The organism is Pseudomonas sp. 22072, from assembly GCF_052046095.1.
Classification (GTDB): domain Bacteria; phylum Pseudomonadota; class Gammaproteobacteria; order Pseudomonadales; family Pseudomonadaceae; genus Aquipseudomonas; species Aquipseudomonas paracarnis.
On record NZ_JBQEQE010000009.1, the window covers coordinates 15,182 to 29,277 of the forward strand.

A 14,096-nucleotide genomic window follows, 5' to 3' on the forward strand; every position below is an offset into this window, starting at 1 on the left:
TACGCAGACACGCGGCCGTCTGTCGCTACCTGTGAATTCTGACAGTAGCCAGGGCAGTGCATTCAGGTGTCTGATTTACCCAGATGGTGCCCATGTCGATGGGGCTGCGTGAAATCGAGGAGGCAACATGGCCAGGCATCTTTATCGCCGTCCTTCCCTAACTCCCAACCTGCCAGTGGTGGACATCCCGCTGATGCACCCGCCCATCGAGGGCGATATCGAGAACGCTGATGGCGGCATCGGCGTGTCGCATACCATGCGGCCCTTGGTGGTGCATATCGATAGGCCAGATGGGACACCCGAAGGAACGTTGTTCGAGTTGTACTGGGGGCCCGGTAGTCCGGTTGCCTTCAACCTGATTCGCGAAGGCGATGAGCACTTGACCCGCATCCCCTTCACTGTGCCGTTCGACAGTATTCGCGAGTCCTGGGCTGACCCGGTGCAGGTGCTGGTTATTCGCGGCAGTGACGATAATTCCCAGACCGCTCCCTTGCGTCTACGCGTCAACCTGCAACATCCCGGCGGAGAAGACCTCAACCCGGCACCCGGTAATCAGAACCTGATCTTGGAATTACCGGAGGGTGTAAGGCTTGAGGGGGTCAATGATGAGCGGGCCAAGCTCGGCGTGGAGATAATCTGCAGGCACTGGTCGAACATGGCTGCCTATGACCTGCTCATCGTCGTCTGGGGGTCGGTTCGCATCGAGCGGTTGATCCAGCCGGATGAAGTCGGCCGGGACATTGTTTGCTTTGTGGGCTATGAAGCCATCCAGGATGCCGGGGACAGTGAGTTGCTGCCGGTCGCGTTTCAAGTTCAAGGCCCCACCGGAAATATGCCCGATCCCTGGGCGCTCTGGTCGACAACTGCGTTGGTTTCGGTGTACCTGGAAACCGATCGCCTGGGCGCGGCCTGGGTCCAGTTTCCTGAGACTGATCGAGAAATTGACCTGGAAGTATTAGGCACCCGGGACGTTGAAGTCGGCCTGGCAGTTTCAGCGGCGGATGCAAGGGCCTACAGTCAGATTTTCTTTTACTGGAATGGGAAGAATCACCAAGGGGGCTCGGTTTCCCATTTTGAAGATCGGCCCCTGGCAGGTGGGAAGGGTTATACCTTCAAGATCGAAAACCACTTGGTGCATGCAATCGCCCAAGGCAGCGCGGTGGTGTATTACGAGTTGACAGGTGCCAGCGCCGGCGTGCCCGACAAGCGTTCACACAATCTCTACCTCTCGGTCATCGGGGAGATAGTCAGATGGCCTGCGCCGACAGTGGACCAGGCCTTGGGTGGCGTTCTCAAGCCGGACTTGCCGCTGATTACCATCCGCTTCCCGGCGCAAACCAGTTGGGCCAGCTCCGACAGGCTGCAAGTGATCATCTTGGCCGCCGACGCCGAGGGTACGGTCGACTATATTGCCGGCCGAGCCGTCGGCGAGATATTCCCTGGCGAGGAAATGACTTTTGATGTATCCGGCACCGAGCTCGCGCGCTTTGATGGGCGCCAGATCGAAGTGCTTTATAGCGCTACTCGAGGAAGCGAACAGCCTCAGGAGTCTCTGCGCCAGGTGTATCAAGTGGGGGAGCCTACACGGGACATGCCGGCCCCCGAGGTGGAAAAGGCCCAAGGCAATCAATTGGATCCGGACGACGTCGTCAACGGGGCCAACGTCAAGGCGCCCTTCAGCGAGACCCAGGCCGGGGATGGGTTGACGCTGTATTGGTATAGCCGCGTTTCCGCGCCGCCTATTCCATTCAACGTAGACACGGATGGGCAAGTCGCTGTCTTCCCGGTGCCGTACAAATATATCGGGCCCAACGAAGATGAATGGGTTTCGGCTTTTTATACCTTGGAGCGCGACGGCAAGAAACGTTACTCAGCAATCACTGACCTGCTGATCAGTCGTGGCTTGGTGGATTTGCCGGTACCGGTGTTGCGCCACGCCAGTATCACCGGCCCGGAAACGGCCACGTTGGCACCCATGAATGTGTTGCAAGGCAGCAAGCTGGTGGTCAGCTATACCGGCATGGCCGATACTGATTTCATTCAACCCAAAATGGTCGGTACAGCGGGTATCGGTTCGCCAGCAATACTCGGAAAACCGGGGAGCGCGGCGGCGGGCAGCGTGGAATTTGATATTGCCTCTTTGGCTTTTGCGGCGAATATCGGTAACGCTAACAGAACCTTGACACTTGAATATGACGTCACACGGAATGATGTGGGTTGGCCGTCGAAGGTGTTAAGGGTAACGGTAACGCCGATACCCCAGGCTGAGTTGGCCAAAACCGTGCTCAAGATCAATCAGGCTAACGCGGCGACTCAAGTACTGGACTTGACTACGTTTACCGGCAATGCCACAGGGCATATTGGTGTCTGGCCGTTTATCACTGCGCCTAACCCCGTCTGGTTGAGGCTGCTGGGGAAAACGAACAAGGGCGATGATCATTCGCTGACGGTGTACAACGGGGCGGGCAGTGCAGCTGTCAATCCGACCTGGATCGCTAACGGAAAAATCGAACCAGGGATTGCTCGTAGTTATTTGAATGGATTGGGTGATGGCAGCAAGCTGCAGATGGAGCTCAAGGCAGCGGTCAGCACAAGCAAGGATGAAACCCTGGCCATCAGCTTTCCGATAGTGGAGTACAAAGTCATCAACAAACCTCTCCCAATTGAGATCGAATTTACTACGTTTGATGATAAAACGCTTAACGGTTGGCGTGCTGTCAACGCCGGGATTTATGGATTTAGTGCTCAAGCTGGAGGTTACTATCTGTGGCTAGTTAACTCCGGGGTCTCGGCTGAATTTGGACTGGAGAAGATTTATACGGGCAACCAGTTTTCTGCTGGCCAGAAATACGAGTTTAGTTCTGATCTTGCTGTTGATCAGTCCGATAAATATTATGGGATAGCGTTAATTTTCTCTGGCAACAATCGAATTGCAATGGAAGATATCCAAGTTAATCATTATTGGAAAAAGCTTGTGGTTGAGTTTGTGCCGCCAGAGAGCTCTAATGTTTACCCTTTACGGGTTTTGATTCTAAGCAGAACGATGTCCGGTATGAAATTTTTTGTTGATAATATTAGAATTCGCAGGGTTTAATTTGGCTTGTCTTGAAGTTGCGTGACGTGGGCTTGGGGTGCGGGCTTTTTATATAGAAAGCTGCCTGCATTTCAAATCCCAAGACAGGTTTCAGATCACTTCCAAATACGAACTCTGCACCGCCCCCGCCAACTCCCGCACGCCCTCAATAAACTCCGTCAACCGGCTATGCAACCCATCCTCCAGAATCTCATCAATCCCCGTATACCGCAGCCGCGCTTCAAACTCGGCAGCCAAGCGCTGCGCAGTGCGCCCATAACTACCCGGCAGATCCGCGAGAATATGGCTCAACTCCTCGATACACGCATGCAGCGAGCGCGGCACGTCACTGCGCAACAGCAGCAGTTCCGACACCGAGCGGGCATTCAAGGCATTGGGATACAGCTCGGTATACGCCTCGAATGACGACAACGCGCGGAGCAGGGCGCTCCACTGGTAATAGCCGCGGGCCGACAGGTCGCTGACTTCTTCGGACTCTTCGCCGAACATCTCGTAGCGTGCATCCAGCAGGCGCAGGGTGTTGTCGGCGCGCTCGACAAAGGTGCCGAGGCGGATGAAGCGATAGGCGTCATTGCGCATGATCGTCCCGGAGGTGGCGCCGCGAAACAGGTGCGAACGTTGTTTGACCCAGTCACAGAAGTGGCTGATGCCATGTCGCGCCAGGCCGCCGGCGGCAATGCTGCGCATTTCCAGCCAGGTGGCATTGAGGTTTTCCCACATGTCGGCGGTGATGCGTCCGCGCACGGCGTGGGCATTGCCCCGGGCGGCGCGCAGGCAGTTGTAGATGCTCGCCGGGTTTTCTTCGTCGAGGGCGAAGAAGTGCAGCATGCGCTCGGCATCCAGGGTGTGGTGGCGTTCGAGGTAACTGTCCAGGGTGCCGCTGCTGAGCAACGACATCGCCAACTCATCCAGACCATCGCTGCGCCCGGCCTGGGGCATCAAGGACAGCGAATAACTGACTTCCAGCATGCGTGCCAGGTTCTCGGCGCGCTCCAGGTAGCGGGACATCCAATACAGATCTGCAGCGGTTCTACTCAACATACTCAGCCCTCCACCACCCAGGTGTCCTTGGTTCCGCCGCCTTGCGACGAGTTGACGACCAGCGAGCCTTCCTTCAGCGCCACGCGGGTCAAGCCGCCGGGCACCAGGCGGGTTTCCTTGCCCGAGAGTACGAATGGGCGCAGGTCGATATGCCGGGGCGCAATGCCGTTTTCGACGAAGGTCGGGCAGGTGGACAGGCTCAGGGTGGGTTGGGCGATGTAGGCATGGGGACGGGCCTTGATGCGCTGGCGGAAGTCTTCGATCTCGGCGGCCGTCGACGCCGGGCCCACCAGCATGCCGTAGCCGCCGGAGCCCTGGGTTTCCTTGACCACCAACTGTTCGAGGTTGGCCAGCACATGGGACAGTTCATCGGGCTTGCGGCATTGGAAGGTCGGCACGTTTTGCAGGATCGGTTCCTCGTCCAGGTAGAAGCGGATCATCGCCGGTACATAGGGATAGATCGACTTGTCGTCAGCCACCCCGGTGCCGATAGCGTTGGCCAGTACCACATTGCCGGCGCAGTAAGCCGCTACCAGCCCCGGCACGCCGAGCATCGACTCGGGGTTGAACGCCTGGGGGTCGAGGAAGGCGTCGTCAATGCGCCGGTAGATCACGTCCACGGGCTTGGGGCCGTCGGTGGTGCGCATGAACACCTTGAGATCGTGCACGAACAGATCGGCACCTTCCACCAGCTCCACGCCCATTTCCCGGGCAAGGAACGCGTGTTCGAAGAAGGCGCTGTTGAAGCGCCCTGGAGTCAGGACGACCACGTTGGGATTGTCCAGGCGGCTGGAACTCTTCAACGTCTTGAGCAGCAGGTTAGGGTAATGATCCACCGGCGCAATGCGCTGCTTGGCGAAGACTTCCGGGAACAGCCGCATCATCATCTTGCGGTCTTCGAGCATGTAGCTCACGCCGCTGGGGGTGCGCAGGTTGTCTTCCAGCACGTAGTAGGTACCGTCGCCGTCGCGCACTAGGTCGACACCGGAGATGTGCGAGTAAATGTCGCGGTGCAGGTCCAGGCCGACCATCGCCTTCTGATAGCCCTCGTTGCCCAGCACCTGTTCTGCCGGAATGATCCCGGCCTTGATGATGCGTTGGTCGTGGTAGATGTCGGCGAGAAACATGTTCAGTGCATTGACCCGCTGGATGCAGCCACGCTCGATCAGGCTCCATTCACTGGCGGGGATGCTGCGGGGAATGATGTCGAAGGGAATCAGGCGTTCGGTGTCTTGTTCGTCGCCATACAGGGTGAAGGTGATCCCGGCGCGATGGAACAGCAAGTCCGCTTCACGGCGACGCTGGGCCAGCAGTTCTGGCGGCGTATTGGCCAGCCAGCGAGAGAAGTCCTGATAGTGCGCACGGCATACGCCGTTTGCGTCATTCATTTCATCAAAGAAAGATCGAGCCATTCCAGTACCTTGTCAGTGCCCAGTGTGGCTTTGGGTGGCACTGCCGCTTAAAAAAACGCATGTTTTTATGAGCCCGTGGCTGAAGGTGCCAACAGGCCTGGTCCTTACTTTCTTATGGGGGCGGCTCTGGGTCGGGGGGTAACGTATGCTCCTGTTTTCCGGGTGGTGAATGGATAAAGCAATGCCTGTGCCGGAATGCGAACTAGGCATCAATAACCTGTGGCNGGCCCCAATAAAGGCGGGAGCGCTGCGCTCCAGCGCGAGCAAGCTCGCTCGCCACAGGAGGGGGCTCACCACAATGGGGCGCGGCGTGTTTCAGATTGGTGCAGCAACCCACTTGAACTTCACCGAGCCCCGATTCTTCTAAGGAGTTTCGTCACCTTGTGGAGCACCGTCGTGTCCAGAATCATCTCCCCCCACACTCCGGAAGCGGCCCTGAACGACCACAGCGAACACAACGCAAAGATTTTCGGCTCGCCCAAGGACCGCCTCGACTTTTACCGGCGCGAGATCCAGTACGAAACCAGCATCCTGGCCAACCGCACCGACGCCTACCTGACCGCGCAATCCTTCCTGGTGATTGCCTTTGTCTCCGGCATGGGCAACCTCAACCCGGAATGGGGCAAGCTGTTCACGCTGGTGGTGCCGATCTTCCTGGTCTCGCTGGGTATTCTCAGTTCGCTGAATGCCTGGCCCGGTATCCGTGCGGCGTATGAAATTATCGACCACTGGCACTACAAGCAAAGCGAATTGCTGCGCAGCGAGCCGGTGATGGGCATGGCCTACGATGAATCGCCGCTGTTTTCCGAGGTGGAGTCGAGCCACAAGGGCTATCGCAAGTCGTTGTTGTTTTCCATGCGTGCGCCGTGGTTGTTCATGGTGTTCTGGCTGGTGTTGGGCATCTATGCGTTTTATATCCAGGTGGACAATCCACTGCGCTGACCACGCGGACGGAACTTCAGCCGTGGCCGTGACGCCTTAGCTCTATGCGGTACAGATTTTTCACCGGCCTGCAGAGAGGTGCCTCATGACCCAATCTAACGATCCACAGACTAACAATCGCAACGACCCCGCCATCGACGGCGGCGAGCCGGCCCCTGGCACTGCCGCCGAAGCGCCCAAGGATCCAACGCCTGCGAGCGACCCAAAGGCCAAGGAAAACGACTACAGTCCAGACTTCAGGCCTGAGCGTGAGCACAAGCCTGAAACCGATGCCGATATCGATACCCAAGGCGGTTAGAGGAGACGCACATGTCAAAAGAACTGGACGATGAACTCAACGACCCGGGCAACGAAGACCCGGGTTCGCTGATGGACGATGCCGAGGTACCGCTGAACGACCTGGATGAAGCGGCGGACGTTGGCAACACTGAAAATCAGGACTGATCCGGCGGCGGGCCCGAGGGATTGCTGAGCTTGAAGTAGACGTCTTCCTCGGCCCCGCCGTCCAGCGACACCTCCTGGCCCACCACGCGGTTATCGATCAGCGTCTGCGCCTGATCGCGGCTGATATTGACCACTGTGCTGCGCTTGCCAGTGATCACATACACCACATCCACCCCATGCTCGGCCAAAGCTGCCAGGTAGTTGGCATGGGGCAGGTCTTCGCCCAGTTCATATTGACGTTGCTCGCGTGTGGTCACGCCGCCTGCCTGCGCCAGGTATTGCTGCGAATATCCCAGGCGTTGGCGTTCCTCAAGCAATCGTTGGGCGATGTTTTTCATTAGTTGACTCGCACTGTGGGTCCTGACTGTTTGAAACCCCGGCGCGGTGCAGGATTCAATTTTTTTGCGCAGCCTGACGCTCATACCACGCCAGCATGGGCTGGGTACTCAACCCGTGGGCCAGGATGCTCAACGCGATGACCGACAACGTCAGGTTGACCGCCACCGCACTGCTGGTGCCCACCAGCCCGTGGTTGAGCGCATAGAACAGGTAGTAAATGCTGCCGATCCCACGAATGCCGAACCAACTGACCAGGCTGCGTTGCCGCCGGTCCAACAGGCGGCCCCAAGGCATGGCGAATACACTGGCGGGGCGAATCACACAAAACAGCAACGGTGCCACCGCCAACGCGGCCCACTCCCAGTGGCTGACCAGCACGATGCCCAAGACTGTCACCAGGAACACCTCCATGGCCCGCTCCACCAGGCTGCCGAAGGCCAGCATGTCGCCCATCATCACGCCTGCCGCGATCTGGGTGTCCTTCAACTGGCTGACGTCACCATGCAAGGCTTGCTCGGGCTCGATTTCAAGGTGGCCCACCACCGGTTGCGCCAGGTGCTCGGCGGGTGTCTGGGCGTTGCCGGTGGACTTCACCTCGGCCTGGCGCAACCCCAGGCCCGCCGCGAATACCGACAGGAAGCCATAGCCGCCCACGGCTTCGGCGGTCACATAGGCAAGGGCGATCAATGCCAGTGTCAGGTAATCATTGGGCGAGAGGGTGCTGTCGGCATTGATCAGGCGCAGGCGCAACGTCACCCGGCCAATACCTCGGCCCATCCAGTAGCCGATCAATAGCCCGACCGGCACCGCCCATACCAGGTTTTTCAGCACCCAACCGCCGACCCAGTCGCCATCGAAGCCGCCGTGTTGCATGAACAGCAGGCCGAAGATCACAAACGGGAAGGCGCTGCCATCGTTCAGCCCCGCTTCGCCTGACAGACCGAAGCGCAGCGCGTCGTAGTCCTGGGCATTGTTGACCTGAACCAGGCCCGCCAGCACCGGGTCGGTCGGCGCCAGGATCGCGCCCACCAGCAGAGACACCCCCCACGACAGATCAAGCAGGTAATGCAGCAACAGCCCGGTGCCGAGGATGGTCAACAGCATGACCGGGCCGGCCAGGCCGAAGGCGATGCGCCAGGTGCGATGCTTGAGCGGCAGGCGCAATTTCAGGCCGCTGACAAACAGCGAAAACAGCACTGCCACTTCGGTCAGGTGCTCCATCCAGCGCGCCGAGCCCTTGATGTCCAGATGCAGCAGGTCCACACCCAGAGGGCCGATGGCGATACCCAGCAACAGGCACACCGCCGAGGTGGTGACCGGCATCCAGCGCAAGTATGAGGAGGTGAGGGCCAGGGTAAGCAGTACGGCGCCCAATACGGCCAACCATAGAATGAAAGTCATTGTGCGTGTTCCAGGGCCGTGGTCTATGCAGCTTTGAGAACGGCGACCGGAAGGGGGTTCAATGTGATTGCCTGCCATGGGGACAAGGCCCTATTTAGCCATTGAACGAAGGTTTGCCATGCACTAAGTTGGCCGCTTGTCGCTCGCGCATCTACGGATCTGCGTCTTTCTTCTTTTACCAGAGGCTCTGGCATGAAGTTTTCTCCCTTCGTTGAGCGCATTGCAGGGCAGGGCGTTGCCGCCTGGGACATCCACCACGCCGCGTTCGACGCCGCCAGCCAGGGCGAAGACGTCATCATCCTCAGCGTCGGCGACCCGGATTTCGCCACGCCGCCCTTTATCACCGACGCCGCCGTCAATGCCTTGCACGCGGGAGATTCTCACTACACCGAGATCGCCGGTCGCCCCGCACTGCGCGAGGCGATCGCCGCCCGTTACAGCCGAACCCTTGCCCGGCCGTTGGCCGCCGACAACGTGATCATCGTGCCCGGTGCGCAGAACGCGCTGTTCATCAGTTCGCTGTGCCTGTTGCAGGCCGGCGACGAAGTGCTGGTGCTCGACCCGATGTATGTCACCTACGAAGCCACGCTCAAGGCCAGCGGCGCCACTCTGGTGCGGGTGCCCTGCAGTGCTGAGGCTGGCTTTCGCCTGAATCCGTCCTTGCTCGCCGCCGCGATCACCCCGCGTACCCGGGCGATATTCTTTTCCAATCCGAACAACCCCACTGGGGTGGTGCTTGACCTGCAGGAGCTGCAAGCCATTGCCGACTTGGCCATCGCCCATGATCTGTGGGTGGTGGTGGATGAGGTCTACGAAAGCCTGGTGTTCGACGGTCAATACCACAGCCTCGCGGCATTACCGGGCATGGCGCAGCGCTGCATTGTGATCGGCAGCTTGTCCAAATCCCACGCCATGACCGGCTGGCGTATCGGCTGGCTCATCGCTCCAGTGCAAATGGTGCAGCACGCCGAAACCCTGCTGTTGAGCATGATGTACGGCTTGCCCGGCTTCGTGATGGAGGCGGCGACCGCCGCGGTGTTGGCCCACGATGAAGTCACTGAAGGTATGCGGGAGACCTACCGACGCCGACGTGACCTGGTAGTGACCGCCTTGAGCACCTGCCCAGGCATCCGGGTGCAGGCGCCGCAAGCGGGCATGTTCGTGCTGGTGGATGTGCGCGGTACGGGGCTGGGGTCGCTGGATTTTGCCTGGCGCCTGTTTCGTGAAGCAGGCGTGTCGGTGCTGGACGCAGCAGCCTTCGGCGAGCCGGCCCAGGGGTTCGTTCGACTGTCCTTTACCCTGGGCGAAGAGCGCCTGGCGCAGGCCTGTCGGCGGATTGTGGGGTTTGTGGAAAAGCTGACCAGTGAGCGCACCGTGCACTGGGCATGAGTACCTGAACAACCCATTTAGTCAGCCAACGGCGGCAAACGCCGTTTCACCGGGGTTTTCTTGACGATAGCGGTGTTGGTTTCGGCATAGGTATTCAGCCGGTCCAGCAGCGTGTCGAGGTGCTCCATGGTGCGTACATGCAGGCGTGCGATGAAGCAGTCGTCCCCGGTAACCTTGTCGCACTCTGTGAACTCGGGGATCGCCTGGATCTGGCGCTCCACTTCCTGCAATTTGCCGGGCAGGGGGCGGATGCGCACGATGGCCTGCAGCAGGTAGCCGAAGTGCTTGGGGTCTATGTCGACGGTGTAGTGGGTCAGCACGCCGCGTTCTTCCAGGCGGCGCAGGCGTTCGCTGACGCTGGGTGAAGACAGCCCGGTGATGCCTGCCAGGGCTTTGAGGGACAACCGCGAGTCGTCCATCAAAGCGGCGATCAGTTGCTGGTCGATGGTGTCGATCATGGTCTGTGCCTAATAAGAAAAGGTGATTTCGGGCTTTTGCCTTTTTTAGTCGCTGTAGCCGTCGCCAACAGATTGCCATACTGGAGCCTCACTTGAGGAGCCTCAATCATGGATTCATCCATCCGTCGTGGGTCGTGGGAAATGGTCGCCGCCATGCTGATCTCGGGCAGCATTGGCTGGTTTGTGCTGGTGTCTGGCGTGTCGGTGATCGAGGTGGTGTTCTGGCGCTGCGTGATCGGTGCGCTGACGCTGGTACTGGTGTGCGCCTGGCTGGGTTACCTGCGCCTGGACCTGCTCAGTTGGGCAAAACTGGGGCTGGCCGTGCTCAGCGGCGTGGCCATTGTCGGCAACTGGTTGCTGCTGTTCGAATCCTATTCCCGTGCCTCCATCGCTATCAGCACCGCGGTGTACAACGTGCAGCCGTTTATCCTGGTGATGCTGGCGGCGGTGTTTCTCGGTGAAAAAATCACCGTGCAGAAATTGGCATGGTTGAGCGTGGCGTTCCTGGGCATGTTGGCGATTGTCACCGCCCATGGCGAGCAAACGGGTGGAGGAGATTACCTGGTTGGCATCGCGCTGGCCCTGGGTGCGGCATTTTTGTATGCGGTCGCGGCGTTGATCATCAAGCGCCTCAAGGAAGTACCGCCGCATTTGATGGCATTGATCCAGGTGACGACTGGCGCGCTATTGCTGGCGCCACTGGTGCCCTGGAATGGCCTGCCAGCATCCACCACGACGTGGGCGGCCTTGGTCACCTTGGGGGTGGTGCACACAGGTTTGATGTATGTACTGCTGTATGGCGCGATCCAGAAACTGCCGACGGCCATTACCGGCGCACTGTCGTTCATCTACCCGATTGCGGCGATCTTTGTGGATTGGATTGCGTTCGGGCATCGCCTGGGGTGGCTGCAATGGCTGGGCGTGGCGGCGATTCTGTTGGCAGCGGCAGGGTTGCAGCGGGGCTGGTGGTGGCCCCGCAACCTCGGTAGGCGCGAGCTTGCTCGCGAAGAAGGTTAACGATGACGCCGCGTATCAGGGTTGAAACGCGGCGTTCTCTCGTTCTTCGCGAGCAAGCTCGCTCCTACAGGTGAGGGTTAGTGCGTGCCCTGGTAGATAAGGTTTTCCGGGTTGAAATGCTCCACCGCACTGCCAGGCTGCGGCAGACCGAGGATATGCCCCTTGATCTTGCCCACCACATGCATTTCGCAGGGTTTGCAGTCGAACTTCAGGGTCAGCACTTCGTCACCGTGGATCAATTGCATGGGTGCCACCTTGGTCTTCACTCCGGTCACGCCCTTGGCCTGTTTAGGGCACAGGTTGAACGAGAAACGCAGGCAGTGCTTGGTGATCATCACCGGCACTTCGCCGGTTTCTTCGTGGGCTTCGAAGGCCGCATCGATCAGCTTCACGCCGTGACGGTGGTAGAAGTCCCGGGCCTTCTGGTTGTAGACGTTGGCCAGGAACGACAAGTGCGCCTCGGGATACACCGGCGGCGGCGAAGTTTCAGCCTTGCGCCCACCCCGCGGATGTGCGGCGACGCGTGCGGCGGTCAGTGCTTCGATCACTTCACGGCGTAACGCCTTGAGCTGCGAGTTGGGGATGAAGAACGCTTGCGGCGCATCCAGTTCGATACGGGTGGCGTGGTACTCGGTGGTGCCGAGCTGGCCGAGCAGGTCGCGCAGGGTGTCCAGCGCCTGTTCCGGTTTGTTGGCCACGCCAAACGGGCCGGGCAGGGTGACACTGGCGCTGATGCCTTCTTCGCTGGTCGCGGTGATTTGCAGCTGCTCTTCACGCAGGCGCGCGACCCATGACAAACCGATACGGCGCTCGGCCGAGGTCTTGAGCAGGGCCTGTTGCCAGTTGTGGTCCAGGTTGCGATTGAGCGGGTGATGCGGACGCAGTTGATGCAGGCCAGCCGGCATTTCGTTGGGCTCGACGCGGTAGCGGTAGCGCTTCTCACCGTCTTCCTCGAACTCACCCTTGGGCTCGGCGATATTGGCGCGAAAACCCACCACTTCACGCTTGATCAGCACATTGAGGCCGTCGCCGTTGGACAGTGGCTCATGGGTGACCACCTGCAAGTCGCGCTTGCCGGCTTTTTCCACGGTGCCCACGGGCAGGCCGGTAAAGGTCGGGGTGTCAAAGGCACCGATGTCGATCTTGCGGTCGCTGACAAAGTAATCGGTGCTGCCACGGTGGAAGGTTTTTTCCGGGTCGGGCAGGAAGAAATGCGCGGTACGGCCGCTGGAAGCGCGGGCCAGGTCCGGGCGGTCTTCGAGGATCTCATCGAGGCGCTGGCGGTAGTAGGCGGTGATGTTCTTCACATAGCCCATGTCTTTGTAGCGGCCTTCGATCTTGAACGAACGCACGCCCGCTTCGACCAGGGCACGCAGGTTGGCGCTCTGGTTGTTGTCTTTCATCGACAGCAGATGCTTTTCAAAGGCCACCACGCGGCCCTGGTCATCTTTCAGGGTGTAGGGCAGGCGGCAGGCCTGGGAGCAGTCGCCACGGTTGGCGCTGCGGCCATTTTGCGCGTGGGAGATATTGCACTGCCCGGAGAACGCTACGCACAGGGCGCCGTGGATAAAGAACTCGATGGCGGCATCGGTCTCGTCGGCAATGGCGCGGATCTCTTGCAGGTTCAGCTCGCGGGCCAGTACCAACTGCGAGAAACCGGCCTTGTCGAGAAACCTGGCCCGGCCCAGGGTGCGGATGTCGGTCTGGGTGCTGGCGTGCAGCTCGATCGGCGGAATATCCAGCTCCATCACGCCGAGGTCTTGCACGATCAACGCATCCACACCGGCATCGTAGAGCTGATGGATCAGCTTGCGCGCAGGTTCCAGCTCGTTGTCATGCAGGATGGTGTTGATGGTGGTGAAGACGCGGGCGTGGTAACGTCGGGCGAATTCCACCAGTTGAGCGATATCGCTCACCTCGTTACACGCATTGTGGCGGGCGCCAAAGCTCGGCCCGCCGATATAAACGGCGTCGGCGCCGTGCAGGATAGCCTCGCGCGCAATGGCGACATCGCGGGCAGGGCTGAGCAATTCCAGGTGATGCTTGGGCAAGGACATAGTTTTTTTAGTCAGGCTTGTCACGGTCGAGGCGCGCATTGTAGCCGTGAAATGCCTGGGCGGCATACCGCAGGGCTGTCGGCCCTAATGCAAGCCCGTTAAGCGAACGCATTACTCAACGCAACGAAGACCCAATGTGTGAGCTGGCTTGCCTGCGAAGACGGCCTGACAGCCGACCTCTATCGACCTGATGCCTCGCGTTCCAAATGTGGGAGCTGGCTTGCCTGCGAAGACGGCCTGACAGCCGACCTCTATCGACCTGATGCCCCGCGTTCCAAATGTGGGAGCTGGCTTGCCTGCGATGACGACCTGACAGGCGACACTGTTATACCGAGTACATATCCATTCCTGCGGTAACGGCCACCTTGGGTTCCGCCCTGACGGCGGCTCACTTTTGAAAAGCCGGAATGCCGGCCCAGGCAAAAGTAAGCAAAACGCTCTTGCCCCACCACTCGGCACCTCGCCCAGGCTCGGTGTGCCCGTAATCCGCCAGCGTGGTTTA

11 protein-coding genes and 1 pseudogene are annotated in these 14,096 nt (G+C 59.7%); 6 read left to right on the forward strand and 6 right to left on the reverse strand.

The window, feature by feature from the left end:
- Positions 1-127: 127 nt before the first annotated feature.
- Positions 128-3,094: a hypothetical protein gene (locus ACTJLA_RS11535; protein ID WP_440841276.1), complete on the forward strand. Its 2,967-nt coding sequence runs from the start codon at positions 128-130 to the stop codon at positions 3,092-3,094.
- 90 nt (positions 3,095-3,184) lie between these two features.
- Here ACTJLA_RS11535 and ACTJLA_RS11540 read toward each other — a convergent pair whose 3' ends face one another.
- Both ACTJLA_RS11540 and ACTJLA_RS11545 read right to left on the reverse strand, forming a co-directional pair.
- Positions 3,185-4,135 carry an alpha-E domain-containing protein gene (locus ACTJLA_RS11540; RefSeq protein WP_181125486.1) on the reverse strand — a complete coding sequence of 317 codons (951 nt, stop codon included), beginning with the start codon at positions 4,133-4,135 and terminating at the stop codon, positions 3,185-3,187.
- Positions 4,136-4,137: 2 nt separating this feature from the next.
- Positions 4,138-5,547, reverse strand: coding sequence for a circularly permuted type 2 ATP-grasp protein (locus ACTJLA_RS11545; protein ID WP_127882300.1), 1,410 nt, complete (start codon positions 5,545-5,547; stop codon positions 4,138-4,140).
- A 396-nt stretch (positions 5,548-5,943) separates the two neighbouring features.
- Here ACTJLA_RS11545 and ACTJLA_RS11550 point away from each other — a divergent pair, with 396 nt between their 5' ends.
- The 3 genes from ACTJLA_RS11550 to ACTJLA_RS11560 all read left to right on the forward strand — a co-directional run bounded on the left by ACTJLA_RS11550 (position 5,944) and on the right by ACTJLA_RS11560 (position 6,933).
- On the forward strand, positions 5,944-6,489 hold the full coding sequence (locus tag ACTJLA_RS11550) for a hypothetical protein (protein ID WP_014718415.1): 546 nt from the start codon (positions 5,944-5,946) through the stop codon (positions 6,487-6,489).
- Positions 6,490-6,574: 85 nt separating this feature from the next.
- Positions 6,575-6,787: a hypothetical protein gene (locus tag ACTJLA_RS11555; RefSeq protein ID WP_054899058.1), complete on the forward strand. Its 213-nt coding sequence runs from the start codon at positions 6,575-6,577 to the stop codon at positions 6,785-6,787.
- An 11-nt stretch (positions 6,788-6,798) separates the two neighbouring features.
- Positions 6,799-6,933, forward strand: coding sequence for a hypothetical protein (locus ACTJLA_RS11560; RefSeq protein WP_014718417.1), 135 nt, complete (start codon positions 6,799-6,801; stop codon positions 6,931-6,933).
- On the opposite strand, the gene ACTJLA_RS11565 is transcribed toward ACTJLA_RS11560, so the two are convergent.
- Both ACTJLA_RS11565 and ACTJLA_RS11570 read right to left on the reverse strand, forming a co-directional pair.
- Positions 6,924-7,271 carry a helix-turn-helix domain-containing protein gene (locus ACTJLA_RS11565; RefSeq protein WP_054899059.1) on the reverse strand — a complete coding sequence of 116 codons (348 nt, stop codon included), beginning with the start codon at positions 7,269-7,271 and terminating at the stop codon, positions 6,924-6,926. The two genes, ACTJLA_RS11560 and ACTJLA_RS11565, sit on opposite strands and share 10 nt — an antisense overlap.
- 55 nt (positions 7,272-7,326) lie before the next feature.
- Positions 7,327-8,673 (reverse strand): cation:proton antiporter, encoded by a 1,347-nt coding sequence (locus ACTJLA_RS11570; protein WP_054899060.1) that lies wholly within the window; start codon positions 8,671-8,673, stop codon positions 7,327-7,329.
- Positions 8,674-8,865: 192 nt separating this feature from the next.
- Here ACTJLA_RS11570 and ACTJLA_RS11575 point away from each other — a divergent pair.
- Positions 8,866-10,041 (forward strand): annotated as a pseudogene (locus tag ACTJLA_RS11575) (pyridoxal phosphate-dependent aminotransferase); the annotation flags it as partial.
- A 38-nt stretch (positions 10,042-10,079) separates the two neighbouring features.
- On the opposite strand, the gene ACTJLA_RS11580 reads toward ACTJLA_RS11575, so the two are convergent.
- Positions 10,080-10,520, reverse strand: coding sequence for an Lrp/AsnC family transcriptional regulator (locus ACTJLA_RS11580; protein ID WP_034119698.1), 441 nt, complete (start codon positions 10,518-10,520; stop codon positions 10,080-10,082).
- Between the two features lie 108 nt (positions 10,521-10,628).
- Here ACTJLA_RS11580 and ACTJLA_RS11585 point away from each other — a divergent pair, with 108 nt between their 5' ends.
- A complete protein-coding gene (locus ACTJLA_RS11585; protein ID WP_034127661.1) occupies positions 10,629-11,537 on the forward strand; it encodes a DMT family transporter in 909 nt (302 codons plus the stop codon).
- Positions 11,538-11,614: 77 nt separating this feature from the next.
- Here the strand turns inward: ACTJLA_RS11585 and ACTJLA_RS11590 are convergent, their stop codons facing one another.
- Positions 11,615-13,594 (reverse strand): peptidase U32 family protein, encoded by a 1,980-nt coding sequence (locus ACTJLA_RS11590; RefSeq protein ID WP_054918918.1) that lies wholly within the window; start codon positions 13,592-13,594, stop codon positions 11,615-11,617.
- Between the last annotated feature and the right edge of the window lie 502 nt (positions 13,595-14,096).